The sequence below is a fragment of the Paraglaciecola psychrophila 170 genome, assembly GCF_000347635.1.
In the GTDB taxonomy this organism is placed as follows: Bacteria; Pseudomonadota; Gammaproteobacteria; order Enterobacterales; family Alteromonadaceae; genus Paraglaciecola; species Paraglaciecola psychrophila.
The window spans coordinates 4,193,527-4,207,647 of sequence record NC_020514.1; the positions used below are offsets into that span (position 1 = coordinate 4,193,527).

The following is a 14,121-nucleotide window of genomic DNA, read 5'->3' on the forward strand; positions in this document are numbered from 1 at the left end:
GCTTAAGCCTAACAAGTATTTTTATTCTACCTCGTTGTGACTACATAACAAAAGCGAATGTTGCTTTTCAGTTACCTGCCAGACCGCTAATTCATTGAATTTTAAATTTAAAAACAAATAAAAATAATATTGCGATTACTGTCATATTTGTGACAGAAACATTTCTTCACCCTAAGTATTATCGCCCCACTAACCAAACAGCCAAGGTTAAACCAGCAAAGTTAGTCGGTTTATACAAGGTTGTTTATGAGGTCAAACTGCTTACTGGGTAACTACCATAAAGCATCAAATCTTTAACTAGATCGTTTATAAACAAACAGGTGATTATTATGAGTAAGATTATTGGTATTGATTTAGGTACAACAAATTCATGTGTAGCAGTTATGGAAGGTGGCAAAGCAAAAATCATTGAAAATTCAGAAGGTAGCCGCACCACCCCATCAATTGTTGCTTATGCAAACAATAAAACACTAGCGGGTCAACCCGCAAAAAGACAAGCAATTACAAATTCTAAAAATACATTATTTGCAATTAAGCGATTGATTGGTCGTAAATTTGACGATAAAGAAGTGCAAAAAGATATTAAATTAGCGCCGTATAAAATTGTAAAAGCAGACAACGGCGATGCCTGGGTTGAAATCGATGGTAAAGCACTGTCACCACAAGAAGTGTCAGCACAAATTTTACGTAAGTTGAAAAACGATGCTGAAGCGTATTTGGGTGAAAAAGTAACAGATGCGGTTATCACTGTACCGGCATATTTTAATGATTCACAACGTCAAGCAACTAAAGATGCAGGTAAAATTGCAGGACTTAATGTTAAGCGTATTATCAATGAACCAACGGCAGCAGCATTAGCCTACGGCGTTAATAAGAATACTAAAGCTGAACAAAAAGTGGTGGTGTACGATTTAGGTGGCGGCACCTTTGATATCTCTATCATCGAAATATCCAATGAAGACGGTGAAAACAATTTGAAGTGTTAGCGACTAACGGTGATACCTTTTTAGGTGGTGAAGATTTTGATTTACGCCTAATTAATTACCTTGCTGATGAATTCAAAAAAGACACTGGTATTGATATTAAACAAGATTCTTTAGCGTTACAACGCATTAAAGAAGCTGCTGAAAAAGCGAAAATCGAATTGTCATCTGCCATGCAAACCGAGGTGAATTTACCTTACATCACAGCTGATGCCAGTGGCCCGAAACACCTAAATGTAAAAATGACACGAGCGAAATTAGAATCATTAGTAAATGATTTAGTAACGAATACCATCGCACCGTGTGAACAAGCGTTAAAAGATGCGGGTCTTAACAAAGGTGATATTGACGAGATTATTTTGGTAGGTGGTCAAACGCGGATGCCAAAAGTGCAAGAAGCCGTTAAACACTTCTTTGGCAAAGAACCACGTAAAGATGTTAACCCAGATGAAGCGGTTGCAATGGGAGCTGCTATTCAATCAGGTGTATTGTCAGGGGTAGTAAATGATGTGTTATTACTGGATGTAACACCGCTATCACTCGGTATCGAGACCTTAGGTGGTGTCATGACTAAGCTGATTGAAAAAAATACTACCATACCGTCACGGGCTTCTGAGGTGTTCTCAACGGCTGAAGATAATCAATCAGCGGTAACAATACATGTGCTGCAGGGTCAACGTGAAATGGCGACAGATAATAAATCGTTAGGTCAATTTAACTTAGCGGATATTAGCCCTGGACCAAGGGGGTCAGTAAAAGTGGAAGTCACGTTTAACATTGATGTGAATGGTATTTTAAATGTATCAGCCAAAGATAAATCAAGCGGCAAAGTGCAAAGTATTGAAATTACCGCTTCAAGTGGTTTAACCGAAGATGAAATTAATCGTTTAGTGCAAGATGGTGAGCTGCACGCTACTGAAGATAAACAAAAGCGTGAGTTAGTTGAGCAGCGTAACCAAGCAGATCAATTAATTCATACGGTACAAACGTCAATGACGAGTCTGACTGATACACAGCAAACCGGGCTTAAAACATTAATTGAGCAACTAAAAATGGCAGTTAATGGCGATGATAAAGCAGCCATTGAAATGCGACAAAAAGCATTACAAGATGCTTACAGTAACATCATGCAAGCAGGTCAACAGCGAGGTAACGCTGCCAAGGATAGTGCTAACGATGATGTGATTGATGCTGATTTTGAAGATGTCAGCAACGGCTAATCATTAAATGATTGATAAAAAGCTAAGTTAATTTTTAATACACCTTTATTATCTAAGCTAAAACCAAAACCTCTAACATTCATTATTAGGGGTTTTTTATTGCTTAATAAAAAGACTCAACAAGTCAAAAAGTAGTAACCACAAAAACCACTTTAACTGCTAAAAGTTGTGCACTAAGAACACAAAGTTTTGCACCACTGAGGAAAAGGAGCGCTGGCGCTACACAGAGAAAAGACGACTCAAGACTCTTAAAGCAGTATGCTTTTTGCTTTTCCTCGGTGCTCTCATCTTTCCGCTGTGGTGCAAAATATCTTTTGCTTTTATTAACATAATCAGTGAAGTTTCAGGAATTATTAAACATCTTCATTGTACAATTATCCTAATGCACTAGATTTTGATAGCTTGATGTAAACTATCGTTTATTTACATAGTCTGAAAGCGATGATTATGTAAACAACCTCAGGAAATCAATGACACATTCGTTTTGGCAAAAGCGCCCAAGTAAAAAAATGACTGCAACGTTGTTGTTTTTTGTTGTGCTGGCTACAATATTTTTATTCCGTCGCCCTATTGCTATCAAAAGCATCGAACACTTTACTCAACCCCACGATGTATCTATTACCTGCCTACATTTTTCATTCAATTGGCAACTTAATATCAACCTTAAACAAGCATGTATCACCTCTCCTATAGGCACCATCGAAGTACACGATGCAATTTGGCAGCCTTGGTCCAACATTTTAAATATTCAACAGATAAAAGTTAAACACCTTGCACAACTCCCAGCAGTTACCAAAACTGATAATGAATCTCTCGGTGAGCAGCAAAAAAACAACTTAGATTTACCTGGCTGGTTGCCAAAGCTAGGCATCTCAAGTCTTAAAGTCGACTCTTATGAACTGCTTCAGCCCCTACATTTAAGTGTAAACACCATTTCGAGCAACAAGCTGAGCATCACCGGTGATGTGAATGCTGACGTCAAAATTTCCCCAAATGTATTAGTCGCAAATATAACCTGGAGAATATCCGATCTCGTAAAATGGATACCGCAAGTACACACATTAACCCAAGATAATGCTGAATTATTAAAGGAGCTAACCTTTGATGAAAGTGCAATCAACAGCCGTTTAACCTTTGATGGCGAAATACTTAGTGCAGATAGCAGCTTAGATATAGCCAGCCGTTTTTATATCTCAAACTGCCCGATTGATGCGGTATTTGTGGGTAATATATTAGTGGATGTAAACGTGAGTAGCCTTGACCTCAGTGTAGACTTAACCCAACTTTCAAATGACATTTCATTGGTTAACTGCCCATTATTACTCGATTATTTTGCACAAGATGATATGCCACAGCTGTCATTTGTGTTCCCGCAAATAATAGCAATAAACAAAACACACATTAAGCTACCCACATTACAAATTGTAGACAAGGGCAATACACATCGCAGTGTCGTCCTTAACGATGTGAATTATAAAACGACAGGTGAGCTTGAAGTTAGTTACAAAATTGTACTTAAACAGCCTATTAAGACAAAGCAAATAACCGCAGACATGTTTGACTTGCAAGCTCAGGGTACACTTTCCACACATCTCTCTGCACAGGCTACAGAGCTGCCAGTAAGCTTTAAAATAACCAATGATAACAATCGACTCGTTGTAAAAAACGTAAAGATGGACACATTGCTTATCGGTAACTTAAGCAGTGAATTTTCTTTCCACGACACTCAGACTAAACAACTTCAAATGAAGGGTGTAGTTAATAGCTCAACGATAAAAATAGGCGAGCTTAAATTGGCAAAAACGAGTAGTGACTTTTCTCTATCAGGGGCAAGTTTTAATGATTTGCAATTGAGCGTAGATAACCAACTTTTTAATACGGTTCACCCCGAGCTCAATATTCAGAAAATTACCAACCACATAGATGTAAATATAAAACAGCTTGAAGCGCTGAGTTTTTCTGGAAACTCAACCGTCACAAAATTACTGACGCAAAACATTAATTTTATGCCAATCAATATGACCCATACAGGCCAGGCAAGTTTAGCAAATATGACCCTATCCAGTCAGCATGACGTTTCACTAGAAAACAATTTTATGGTGCAGCTGACACACCAGCAAGCTGAGGTAAAATTACAAATAAACCAACAAAACGTTAGTCGTTTACAAAAATTAATTTCACAGTTGCAAGATGCACTGCTGATTAAAGAAGGTAACCTTTCAGCCAATATTGAATTAACGTTGCCGCAAAAAACAGAACCGCTTATCGCAAAAGGGAAAGCAAACTTTCTGGGTCTATCCGCAAAGTATCAAGACTATGTGCTTAAAAACATCACTTACCAAACCCCACTCACGTTTGATTCAGCTGGATTTCAGTTAGCCGAATCTACTCTACGCATCGATTCAATTGATGCGGGGGTGATGATTCAACAACTTGAAGCAACTGTTTTTGCACAAAACAGCGTGTTTCGTTTAGAACAAGTTCAAGGTGAAATCTTCAATGGAAAGTTTTTATTGGGTGGCTTATGGTTAGATGGACGCGAGCAGCAGTTCAATATCAATATTCAGAATATTGATTTGGCTCAGGTTATAGCACTTCAAAAACAACCTGGGATCAGTATTACGGGGAATATTAACGGCGACATACCATTGATTATAGGCAAGCAAGGAATAAGGATAGATAATGGTCGAGTTTCCAGCTTAACAGGAGGAAAGTTAAGCATAATAGGTAATCCGTCTTTTGATTCTATTAAGGTCCAACAACCTGAATTGGCATTGTTGGAGAACCTTGACTTCACTCAGCTTAAAAGTAACGTGAAGTTCACTCCTGATGGCTGGGTGTTTTTTGACTTTGCCATAAAAGGTAACAATCCTGATAAAAAACAGAGCGTTAATTTTAATTATACTCATCAGGAAAATATATTTACTTTGCTAGAGTCGATACGATTAGTTAAATCAGTAGAAAATAAAATTGAACAGAAAATAACCCAAGGTGATAAAAAGTGAAAATAACATGTTTGGTGCTTATGGCGACAGGGTTTCTAAGTGCTTGTACACACACAGTACAAGTTGAAACTAAGGAGCCTATTACGATCAATATTAACGTGAAAATTGATCATGAAATTCGGGTGAAAGTTGATAAAGAACTTGATGATGTATTTAGTGACGACAGTAGCTTGTTTTAAGCCAATTAAGGAATAACTTCATGAAAAACATAATATTTAAAACCATTATTATCGTCAGCTTCGTTTTCAGCAGTGTTGTTTTTGCAATAGATTTAGATGAAGCGAAAGACAATGGTCTGGTAGGCGAAAAAGACAACGGTTATTTAGGTCTGGTTGTAATTCAAACAAACACCCAAAATAATACACCAAGTGAAACGCAATTATTAATTGATGATATCAATGCAAAGCGCAAAGCGGTGTATATCGAATTAGCTGTAAAAAATGGTATTACCCTGCAGCAAGTAGAAAAGCTAGCAGCTGCGAAGGCTTATGAAAAAACCAGTTCTGGTCATTATCTGTGGATGAATGGGCAGTGGACTAAAAAGTAACGCTGAGTTGAATTCATAAAAATACAGCACAGTCTTGTTTGATTTTTTACAAGACTGTGTTTTAAACTTATCTCAGATACGCCTGGTATTAACAGCCTAAACCCATGATCTAATTGGTACCAGTGGTATTTTTCGATACCAATCACCTAGAAACCTGCGGACACCCTAAACTTAATTTAATTGATTAAATAATGAGCGCGACAGGTAGTCTGACAAAGAGGGTTTGCACTAGACTTTTTTTAGGTTTAAAAAACAACATTTGCAAAGGGATTATAGGGCTAAAATAAACCAATACCCTTGATTCACTAAACAACTAAAACTTCAATCGATGGATGGTCTAGCAGTCGACTGAGGTGACTCATTTGTATTTTCTTGGGTTAGCATAGATATACCCAACCAAATGAACCAAGCAATTTGGGTAATACCAAATATTTCAGTTAATGTTTCGTTAGGATAAACAGTAGAAATACCTGCTACGCCAACAATTAAACCAAGATAATTAAGGGATTTTGAAAACTCTCCCGCTTTTAAAGCAACCACACTGACTAATAAAACCCAAAGTCCACCAACCAACTCATTTCCTCCACCGATACTTTCTGTAATTAAGGAAATGATGATCCATAAATCCAGTGCTTTTTCGGGACTGCTATCCATAATACCAATTGCATGAGCCAGACCAATATTTGAGATCATGCCACTCGCAATCACTAGACCTACCCAGATAGCGCCAAATAAGGAGCCGATTGCCATTGCTGGATGTTTGGTGTCTTTTAACCTCTCGTGTAACCCAATAACTAATACCGCTAGTAAAACACCAAACACGACATACATTAGAAAATAGATTGATGAAAACATGAGATGATTTTCTGCCATGTAGGCCATTTTTTCTGTTGCACTACCCGCTGATGGATATGACCAAAAAGCCCCAAAATATATAAATGCAATAATATAAATAAGCGCTTCAGAAATAGCTGAAAATCCCGCTAATTTTTGTATGTTTTTCATTCAATACAACTCCTGTTTATGATGAAAACTTGTTATCTTTGGCCTCGATTGACTTATTAACTCAATGAGTTCAATCAATAAGCGCACATGTCATTTTTAATCAATTCAGCTCGTTCATCAAAATGCAGGTTGAGTAGCTTAGTTAAATCACTAGCGGCAGCTTGTGCCTGAGTGACTTCTTCGAGGGATACCGTCTTATCAATTTTGAGGTATTGAAAACCATAAAAATTAATACCCGCTTTTTTCAGAGCGTTCGCCATATTATCGATATTGTGCGTTTTATCATCTACAAAAACCACCGCATCATAGGTTCGCCCAACGCGCGACAACAAATCGAGTAACAAAACGCCTTTATCCATGCCTTGCACCATAAAAACGCCATCCACATAACTCATATTGGCGCTGCGTCCATCATGGGTAAAGTTATAGTGATAACCCACATCCTTAGGCGTTAAAGCCTTATCACTAAATCCCAGACCGTTGCGGCTTAACTCTCGCATGGTGGCAGCACGATAGTTGCCTGAGCGTGCCGTTAACATCAATAGGTCGTTATTCACCTGATTGACCAAAGAAGCCATATTGTCTTGAGTAGGACGGTTAGTGGCGATTTCATAAGTGATGCCCAAAGTATCAAATAAGCAACTTACCTTATCTGCTTCAGCAATAGCTAAAGGCTGGCCATTTGGACTCAACGCTCGTCCACGTTGCCAGTCATACCACTTATCACTACCAAAAAATTCAGTGGCGGTAAGCAAGGTATCATCAATATCAAATACCACCAGCGTTGAGCGCAATGGAAGCGCCTTGGCTTGCTCGATGGCAGCAGACAAATCTTTAACCTCTACAATCTGACTGAGTGGATGTTGATCGCTGCGATGTTCGTTGCCGCTGTTTCGAATCGAACAAGCACTTAGAGACGATAGAACAACTGCAGCAATCAAAAACCGACGGAACATGACAGGGTTTAAAAAAGAAGGGCGAAACATCGGTATAACTGCCTTACAAAGAAAAAGTAAACATAGGATACAACAGACGTATTGATAATCGAATCTTAACTGCATTGACATAACTAATTTAGTTATCTAGGCAGTCGACTCGGGGAAATTGAGACTAAGAAATATAAAAAACACAAGCCAAAAATAATTAACCAATATTTGGTCAAAATCACGAAAACATGCGTCATCTTGATTTGCACTTCAGTAAAAAAATATCAAAATAACAATAAGCCATTGATTTAATTGAAAAATAAAATTTGGCATCGTCATTGCTATAGCTAATGTAAATCGGTGCAAGTCACAACGACTACTCAAACTAAGTAATATAAATAGGACACAACCATGAATACATTAACTAAAGCTTTCGCAATTACAACATTAGCCCTTTGCTCTATCGGACTAGCAAGCGCATCAAATGTAATAGTGCCCGCAGATAACTATGTCACCACAAAACTCTGCGTTGTCGCGAGTGAGGGAAGTAAATTAAAGTTATTTAGAGCGATAAAAAAAGCAGGCCTGAGTAAAAACTTTGTTACTGAGAACGTGAAGTGTAATGAGCTAAACTTCATTGCCTTTATTGAGAAATACGGCAGTAATGTTGAAAAAATGAATAAATTTCTGACAAACGGTAAATATAGTAACAATGCTGAAGTGGCAAATGTAGCTTCTCTGTAGTCATTAGAATGATGTTATTAACCTGTTTAGCTCAAACCTTTTGGCCTACTTCAATCTGAGTAAAACCATAAGGTATTTGAGCTAAATTAACGTATCTGACTCCAGATACTTTAATTCGAGAGAATGCTTAGATAGATATACCGAGTTCCAATTGATGTTTTAAGGCACAAACTTTACATATACATTTTTTGTTTCTATCTACGTCAGATACTTGGCTTAACAAGCTATCTGGAAACGTTATTTTACTATCAACACACCAACAAACTGCACCGTTGTCACTGGGTGGTGCGTTACTGCAAAAATTATTTTCACCGCACAAAGTGCAATCACTCTGAGTGGCATTATTTTCTAAGTTCAAAACTATCTCCAACAAAATTATAGGTGTAAATTCAGATACGATTTAACGCCGCATTCATAGGTTAAAATAGTCGCTGCAAATTGAGAAACACATTAAAAAAGGGAATGCGCCAACTGTGTTTTAGCCGTTTAAGTGTCTTATCCCTTATGGTGTTTGTTTTTTAGTACCCTATAGATGTATACAACAATGACGCTATTTACCAAAAGCAGTGAAAAACTTAGAACGTTAAAATTTACAATAAATTTGTAAAGTTCAAATGGCAAATAAACTGCACCACTTATTAAAGCCAACCATTCTGTCCACTTGAAGCCATGCCATAGACCATATGCTTCAACAAATCGAACGATTGAATATAAAAGCGCACCCAAAGCAACCAGAACAAGAATTGAATGACTCAATTCACCAAGAGTGTTTATAAATATACTTGGATAATGGCTTGCGGGATTAAGGTGTAAGTGGGTCAATATTTTCTCAAATGATTGCTGAATATTCTCCTCAGCAAGCTCATGGATACCAAGCCCTATTAAAAGTGCTATCAAGCCTTTTGAGGCCAAAAATTGCAATAGGCTTCAACCCTTTTGGGTCCATATGTTTTAAATTCCAGTTTTAAATCAGCAAAAAAATGTAATGTCTATGAAACTTGAGACCTTGTTAGCTGTATTTGATAACTTTTGAAATACAGATACTAATTTGAAGTTTCAAAAATAGAATAAATTAAAACTGTACATTATCTTTGTAAATCATCTCATTACAATAAAAAATCAAGAAGCCCGTTCATTATTTGCAATATCGCAAAATCCCTAGCATAACTTTGAGCATCAATATTATCCATGGCTATAAAGTAGACTTTTATGAACACCCTTCAAAAATAAATGAAGTGAAACAATAAAAGTGCAATTTAATTGATTTTTACAGCTAATGCCTAGAGCAGCGCGCACTGTTTACGTCTGCTAACTGTGTTGTTATAACTCATTGCCAGATTTGTAGCGAAGCACTAATGTAAATTCAAGTAACTGGAGAAATATTATGGCAACGGCAAGTATTCGATTAGATCAAACACCGAAACTTAGTTGAGGAAGCAAAGATTATGACTAAAGCCCTAAATAGAACGACCCCAAAGCAAATTGAACATTGGCCTAAGATAGGTGAAATGATGGAAGATAAACCTGAGTTACCTTACGAATTTGTTAAACAAGTCATCATCGCAAAAGCGGAAAAAGAGGCTGGGAAGCAAGAGGAATATACTTTTGGTTTTTAAAATAAAAGTATTACAATCCCCAAGTTTTAAAAAAGCAGTAAAGAAACTGCGTAATGACCAAAAGTCTGATTTAGATGGTGCAGTCAAAACGTTATTGGAATCGCCATCTATCGATGAACAAAAGAAAGATGACCTTTCTTTTATGAAAGTGTACAAATTCAAGATGGCAAAACAACTCACTCTTCTTGATTACAGCTGCGAAGACGGAGCTTTAGTTCTCGAATTGATGGCTTTAGGAACACATAAAAATTTCCAAAGAGATGTTAAGAAATTATTTTGAGTTATAACGCCTCGTTAAGATGCAACAAAATAGTTGGTTGAAATAAGCGACGTACGAGCAAAAGCCAACTGTATTTTTCCGTTTGAAGTCTTTGTTAGCATTTATTGAAACCTGCAATAAAAAACTCAACTTTGCCGCAAGATTTACAAGCATACATGTCGAAGTTTTCTTTATTTACAAAGAACTCCCCCAGCTCACCTAAAACACCCCAGCGAGTGCCTTCATGGAAGTTTTTAGTACCAATAAAAGTTAGACTTGCTTGACATCGAATACAATCAGGGAATGAATTACTGGACTTGCGATCTGGCACTGATTTACCTTTTTCACAATTGCAACTCCAACAAACTTCAAACTCATCATCGTCAATTTTTGTATTACAGTTTTGACATTTCCACGACATCGATTCACTCCTTAAATGCTAACCAGTATGTTAGCCAGAGATCGGGTTAGATACATTTGATGTTGTCAGAATCAACTCGACACTCCGGTAAGTTTTTTACAGCATTTCATAAAGTTAACCATTTGAGAAGGTAAATCTATATTTGATATTTTATGATCAAGAGAAGCCATGTATTTATCAGGACTATTAAGTCTGGATAAATACAAACTATAAACATTATTTCTATATTTAACAGAAGGGGATGAAAAAGTGCGCAAAAAACATGACCTAATTTGCCTATTATGCCCATTGGAACTGACGGTTTTTGTGATGAATTTATCATAACTATGTACAACCCCATGAATCACAACCGCAGAGCGGTTGATTTTCTGACCTGCGTTGAATAGATTTTGGTTCACAACTGGCTTAACTTAATCCAACTAATTACCTCACCAATGTAAAAACGTCCCTAAGGTTTTTATAGCCATCGTTACGCCAGTAACAGGAGTTATTTATGACCTTTTCATTCCAAACTAAACATGCCATTAAGGTTATGTCTGTCATATTGGCAGCAGCATTTATCAGTGCGTGTTCTTCCACAACCTCAAGTGAGCCTCACTTGAGGTTAAGCAACAGTGCTAAAAATAATGATATGAGTAATGATTTTTATCAATCGATCGATGCGGCTTGTGAGCAACAGGCTATCAAAATGGACAGTTTTGCTCAGCAGTCAGGGCAAGCAGCACAGTATTTGGCTTCTGCTAAGGCGATGTTACGTTGTGTGAACGGCATTCAGTTCCCTAAGGGCCATCCAGACGCCGATAAAGCGCTACGTTTAATGGCACTCTCGGTAATGAACTTTGTCAAAGGGGGCGACATTGATGGGGCACAAGTTGCACTAAGGAAAACCCAATCTAAGTTCCCTGATAAAGATTTGTATTTTGCTGATTACAGCTCCTTTTTCGATACGGCTACCGCCTTACTCGAACAACAAACATTATCTCGCCACCAGCTTGCAGCCTTAAATATCAGTGCTGATCTGCGGACTGAGATTGAGCGTCATCAATACTGGCTAAGCCACTAACAGGAATCTGTGATATGAAAACACGTACAATTATGTCGTCCCTAATTTTAGCTATAAGCTTGGGTTGCACCCATTTTGGGTTGGCCAGTGAAGGTCGAAATTGGGATCCCGTTGCTAGTGACAAATTAATCAAATTGCCCGCCAACATTATTGAAAAACGTATTCAACAAGACTTCGAAGCATCACCGATGGCGTTGCATATAGTTGAGCTTGAGCAACACATGCAAGACAAACTTTCCCAGCTAAAGTCCTTGAGAGAATTGATGGCTGACAGCGAAGGCGAGGATTTAATTAATCAACGCTTTGAGTTGGTGCAGCAAAAGTCTGAATACTTAGACTTGATGCAAGAAGCACAAGGTTTGCGCCAAAACGCGCTTGCAAAAAAACAAGGGTTATATCAGACCGTACTAGGCAAATTACGCAATAAAAATGGACGTATTTCTCAGGGCGAAGTTTATCTGCTGCAACAGAAACAAGCCGAAGCTCGGCACAGAATGCAAAAAGTACTGGCTCAAGTAGACAATGGCTTAATGCATTCAGGCCTTGATCAACGCTCTCCTTATGCCGATGAATTTGCTTTGAATCTAGCCAAAGTAGAAGACCTAAAAAATGCCATATCAAAGCATAAGGCGAATGCATCACCCACTTTAGGTGACGTAGAAGTCACCAGTGAGGAATATGTTCGCCAGCTGTTGATGCAAGCGTCTACTGAGCAATCACTATTAGATCAAGAAGCCCTGATGTTTAGTTACATGGCAAAGTTGGTTGCACTAGATGCTCAATCACTGGAATACGAAATCAGCTATGGCGATGAAAATACTGATTTAACTCAACGTAATCGCACTAAACCCGCAGCAGTCGCCAACTTGTTTTTATAACTCATATTTATAAGGAAAACAGCATGAAAATCACACGTGTTATTTCCGTTACTACCATTATTGCCGGCTTACTGAGCACTCAAATTTTTGCTAACAGTTTATTTAGTTTAGAAAATTTAGAAAGGGAACGTGCTGCATTGTTAAGTGTTCAGTTTGATAGTGCGTTGGACTTGAATCAACGCCAACAAAAGGTGCAGAGTATTTATCGCCGTTTAGTAGATATTGAGCGCATGGTGTTGCGTGATGACAGAGTTACCTCGAGTAATAGTTCGCTGGCACAAAATGCCTTTGCTAAATACGAGCTAACTTTTTTAGTTCACTCAAGTGCTGAAAAAAACCTTCCCACATTGTCTCATTGGATGTCTGAATTACATTTGACCACAGCCACAATTTTATCAGCCAAAGCGGGCCACAGATAATGTTTGCCCTCAAGGCGCTGCCTTCAACCAGCAATGCTATTGGCATATTTTTTGGCACCGGTATTATTTTGTTAGCCGCAGCCAGTTATTTAACCCAAATGCCATTGATAGATTTAGTGACTTGGCTACAGAAGGTTTTTAGTTGGAGTTTTGTGATCATCTTCAGTGGGTTATGTTCCATGGCGGTGGTGGCTGGCGCAGCGATTAAGCCAGGTAAAAACAATGATTTTTTATATGATGCTGGCATGCAAGCAGCCAATGGTATTTCGACATTAGCCCTGACCTTTACCTTACTTGGTATCAGCTTAGGTATCGGCACGTTGTCAGAACAGCCACTCACACCAAGCTCTGTTAATGAGATTATTGGCGAGTTGACTAAACAATTTTCTATGGCGTTTATGACCACAGTAGTGGGTCTACCTAGCTCGGCTATATTGCGTGCTTGGGTCAGCTTGCGATATACAAAAATTGAGAAGGAGTAACCTATGAAAACCCTATTTTTTATTGCCGCTTTAGCTGGTGCAGTCTATCTAATCATGCAAACGCCGGCAGGTAAGGCGTGGTTAGAAGAAAGCGAACCTGAGTTGAGCATTCAACAAACGGCCCAACAAGAAATTAAAAAAGTAGAACAACTCAGCACCCAAGTTGCCCACTCACCCAAAGACAAAACACTCGAAGACCTCGAACATAAAATAACTGAATTCGCCCAGCGCTTCAATCAAACACAACAAGTGCAAATTGACCAGCTAGAAAATCGCATTGCTGAGCTAGAGAATGAGCTAGTCATCGGGCGTATTGCAAAAAAACAACCGCTACAAACTGTACCTAATAGCAACGTGACTGTGCACCCCTACCAACAGCCAGATGCAGACGATGCTGCCCAGCCTTTATCTCAAGGTTATACTGTAAACACACCCACTCAAGATACATCAGTAGCAACCACAGATAACCAGTTGCAACGTATTCGTCAGGCTAGATTACAAGACATAGCAGAAAAAATGGAAATGTCTTCATTACAAGCTTTGGTTAACTGAG

16 protein-coding genes and 1 pseudogene are annotated in these 14,121 nt (G+C 38.2%); 12 read left to right on the forward strand and 5 right to left on the reverse strand.

Features of this window, described 5'->3' with window-relative positions:
* Positions 1-329 precede the first annotated feature (329 nt).
* The 4 genes and pseudogenes from dnaK to C427_RS18340 all read left to right on the forward strand — a co-directional run bounded on the left by dnaK (position 330) and on the right by C427_RS18340 (position 5,755).
* Positions 330-2,203 (forward strand): annotated as a pseudogene (gene dnaK / locus C427_RS18325) (molecular chaperone DnaK).
* Between the two features lie 470 nt (positions 2,204-2,673).
* The gene (locus C427_RS18330) at positions 2,674-5,208 is read left to right on the forward strand and encodes an intermembrane phospholipid transport protein YdbH family protein (protein ID WP_007639238.1); all 2,535 of its coding nucleotides are present in this window, start codon (positions 2,674-2,676) and stop codon (positions 5,206-5,208) included.
* Positions 5,209-5,228: 20 nt separating this feature from the next.
* On the forward strand, positions 5,229-5,387 hold the full coding sequence (locus tag C427_RS18335; protein ID WP_007639237.1) for a YnbE family lipoprotein: 159 nt from the start codon (positions 5,229-5,231) through the stop codon (positions 5,385-5,387).
* A gap of 20 nt (positions 5,388-5,407) precedes the next feature.
* Positions 5,408-5,755 (forward strand): YdbL family probable chaperone protein, encoded by a 348-nt coding sequence (locus C427_RS18340; RefSeq protein WP_007639230.1) that lies wholly within the window; start codon positions 5,408-5,410, stop codon positions 5,753-5,755.
* 321 nt (positions 5,756-6,076) lie between these two features.
* Here C427_RS18340 and C427_RS18345 read toward each other — a convergent pair whose 3' ends face one another.
* Together C427_RS18345 and C427_RS18350 are read right to left on the reverse strand one after the other, a co-directional pair.
* On the reverse strand, positions 6,077-6,760 hold the full coding sequence (locus tag C427_RS18345) for a DUF4386 family protein (protein ID WP_007639228.1): 684 nt from the start codon (positions 6,758-6,760) through the stop codon (positions 6,077-6,079).
* Positions 6,761-6,834: 74 nt separating this feature from the next.
* Entirely contained in the window at positions 6,835-7,746 is a 912-nt protein-coding gene (locus C427_RS18350; protein WP_007639225.1) for a DUF2608 domain-containing protein, read from the reverse strand.
* Between the two features lie 351 nt (positions 7,747-8,097).
* Here C427_RS18350 and C427_RS18355 point away from each other — a divergent pair, with 351 nt between their 5' ends.
* On the forward strand, positions 8,098-8,430 hold the full coding sequence (locus C427_RS18355) for a DUF3718 domain-containing protein (RefSeq protein WP_007639223.1): 333 nt from the start codon (positions 8,098-8,100) through the stop codon (positions 8,428-8,430).
* Between the two features lie 127 nt (positions 8,431-8,557).
* Here C427_RS18355 and C427_RS18360 read toward each other — a convergent pair whose 3' ends face one another.
* Both C427_RS18360 and C427_RS18365 read right to left on the reverse strand, forming a co-directional pair.
* Complete coding sequence (locus C427_RS18360; protein WP_015431179.1) at positions 8,558-8,788, reverse strand: cysteine-rich CWC family protein; 231 nt, start codon at positions 8,786-8,788, stop codon at positions 8,558-8,560.
* A gap of 137 nt (positions 8,789-8,925) precedes the next feature.
* The gene (locus tag C427_RS18365; RefSeq protein ID WP_007639220.1) at positions 8,926-9,351 is read right to left on the reverse strand and encodes a DUF2127 domain-containing protein; all 426 of its coding nucleotides are present in this window, start codon (positions 9,349-9,351) and stop codon (positions 8,926-8,928) included.
* A gap of 524 nt (positions 9,352-9,875) precedes the next feature.
* Here C427_RS18365 and C427_RS25145 point away from each other — a divergent pair.
* Together C427_RS25145 and C427_RS18370 are read left to right on the forward strand one after the other, a co-directional pair.
* Positions 9,876-10,046 (forward strand): TA system antitoxin ParD family protein, encoded by a 171-nt coding sequence (locus tag C427_RS25145; RefSeq protein ID WP_007639218.1) that lies wholly within the window; start codon positions 9,876-9,878, stop codon positions 10,044-10,046.
* Positions 10,036-10,326: a type II toxin-antitoxin system RelE/ParE family toxin gene (locus tag C427_RS18370; protein ID WP_007639217.1), complete on the forward strand. Its 291-nt coding sequence runs from the start codon at positions 10,036-10,038 to the stop codon at positions 10,324-10,326. The genes C427_RS25145 and C427_RS18370 overlap by 11 nt, the downstream gene beginning before the upstream one ends.
* Positions 10,327-10,420: 94 nt before the next feature.
* Here the strand turns inward: C427_RS18370 and C427_RS18375 are convergent, their stop codons facing one another.
* Positions 10,421-10,726, reverse strand: coding sequence for a hypothetical protein (locus C427_RS18375; protein WP_007639216.1), 306 nt, complete (start codon positions 10,724-10,726; stop codon positions 10,421-10,423).
* Positions 10,727-11,219: 493 nt separating this feature from the next.
* Between C427_RS18375 and C427_RS18380 the strand changes: the two genes are divergently transcribed.
* The 5 genes from C427_RS18380 to C427_RS18400 are packed head-to-tail and all read left to right on the forward strand — an operon-like array spanning position 11,220 to position 14,120.
* Positions 11,220-11,789: a hypothetical protein gene (locus tag C427_RS18380; RefSeq protein WP_007639212.1), complete on the forward strand. Its 570-nt coding sequence runs from the start codon at positions 11,220-11,222 to the stop codon at positions 11,787-11,789.
* 14 nt (positions 11,790-11,803) lie between these two features.
* On the forward strand, positions 11,804-12,667 hold the full coding sequence (locus tag C427_RS18385) for a hypothetical protein (protein ID WP_007639210.1): 864 nt from the start codon (positions 11,804-11,806) through the stop codon (positions 12,665-12,667).
* 23 nt (positions 12,668-12,690) lie between these two features.
* Positions 12,691-13,086: a hypothetical protein gene (locus C427_RS18390; RefSeq protein ID WP_007639208.1), complete on the forward strand. Its 396-nt coding sequence runs from the start codon at positions 12,691-12,693 to the stop codon at positions 13,084-13,086.
* Complete coding sequence (locus C427_RS18395; RefSeq protein ID WP_007639206.1) at positions 13,086-13,568, forward strand: hypothetical protein; 483 nt, start codon at positions 13,086-13,088, stop codon at positions 13,566-13,568. The genes C427_RS18390 and C427_RS18395 overlap by 1 nt, the downstream gene beginning before the upstream one ends.
* A 3-nt stretch (positions 13,569-13,571) precedes the next feature.
* The gene (locus C427_RS18400; RefSeq protein ID WP_007639204.1) at positions 13,572-14,120 is read left to right on the forward strand and encodes a DUF2730 family protein; all 549 of its coding nucleotides are present in this window, start codon (positions 13,572-13,574) and stop codon (positions 14,118-14,120) included.
* Position 14,121: the final 1 nt, after the last annotated feature.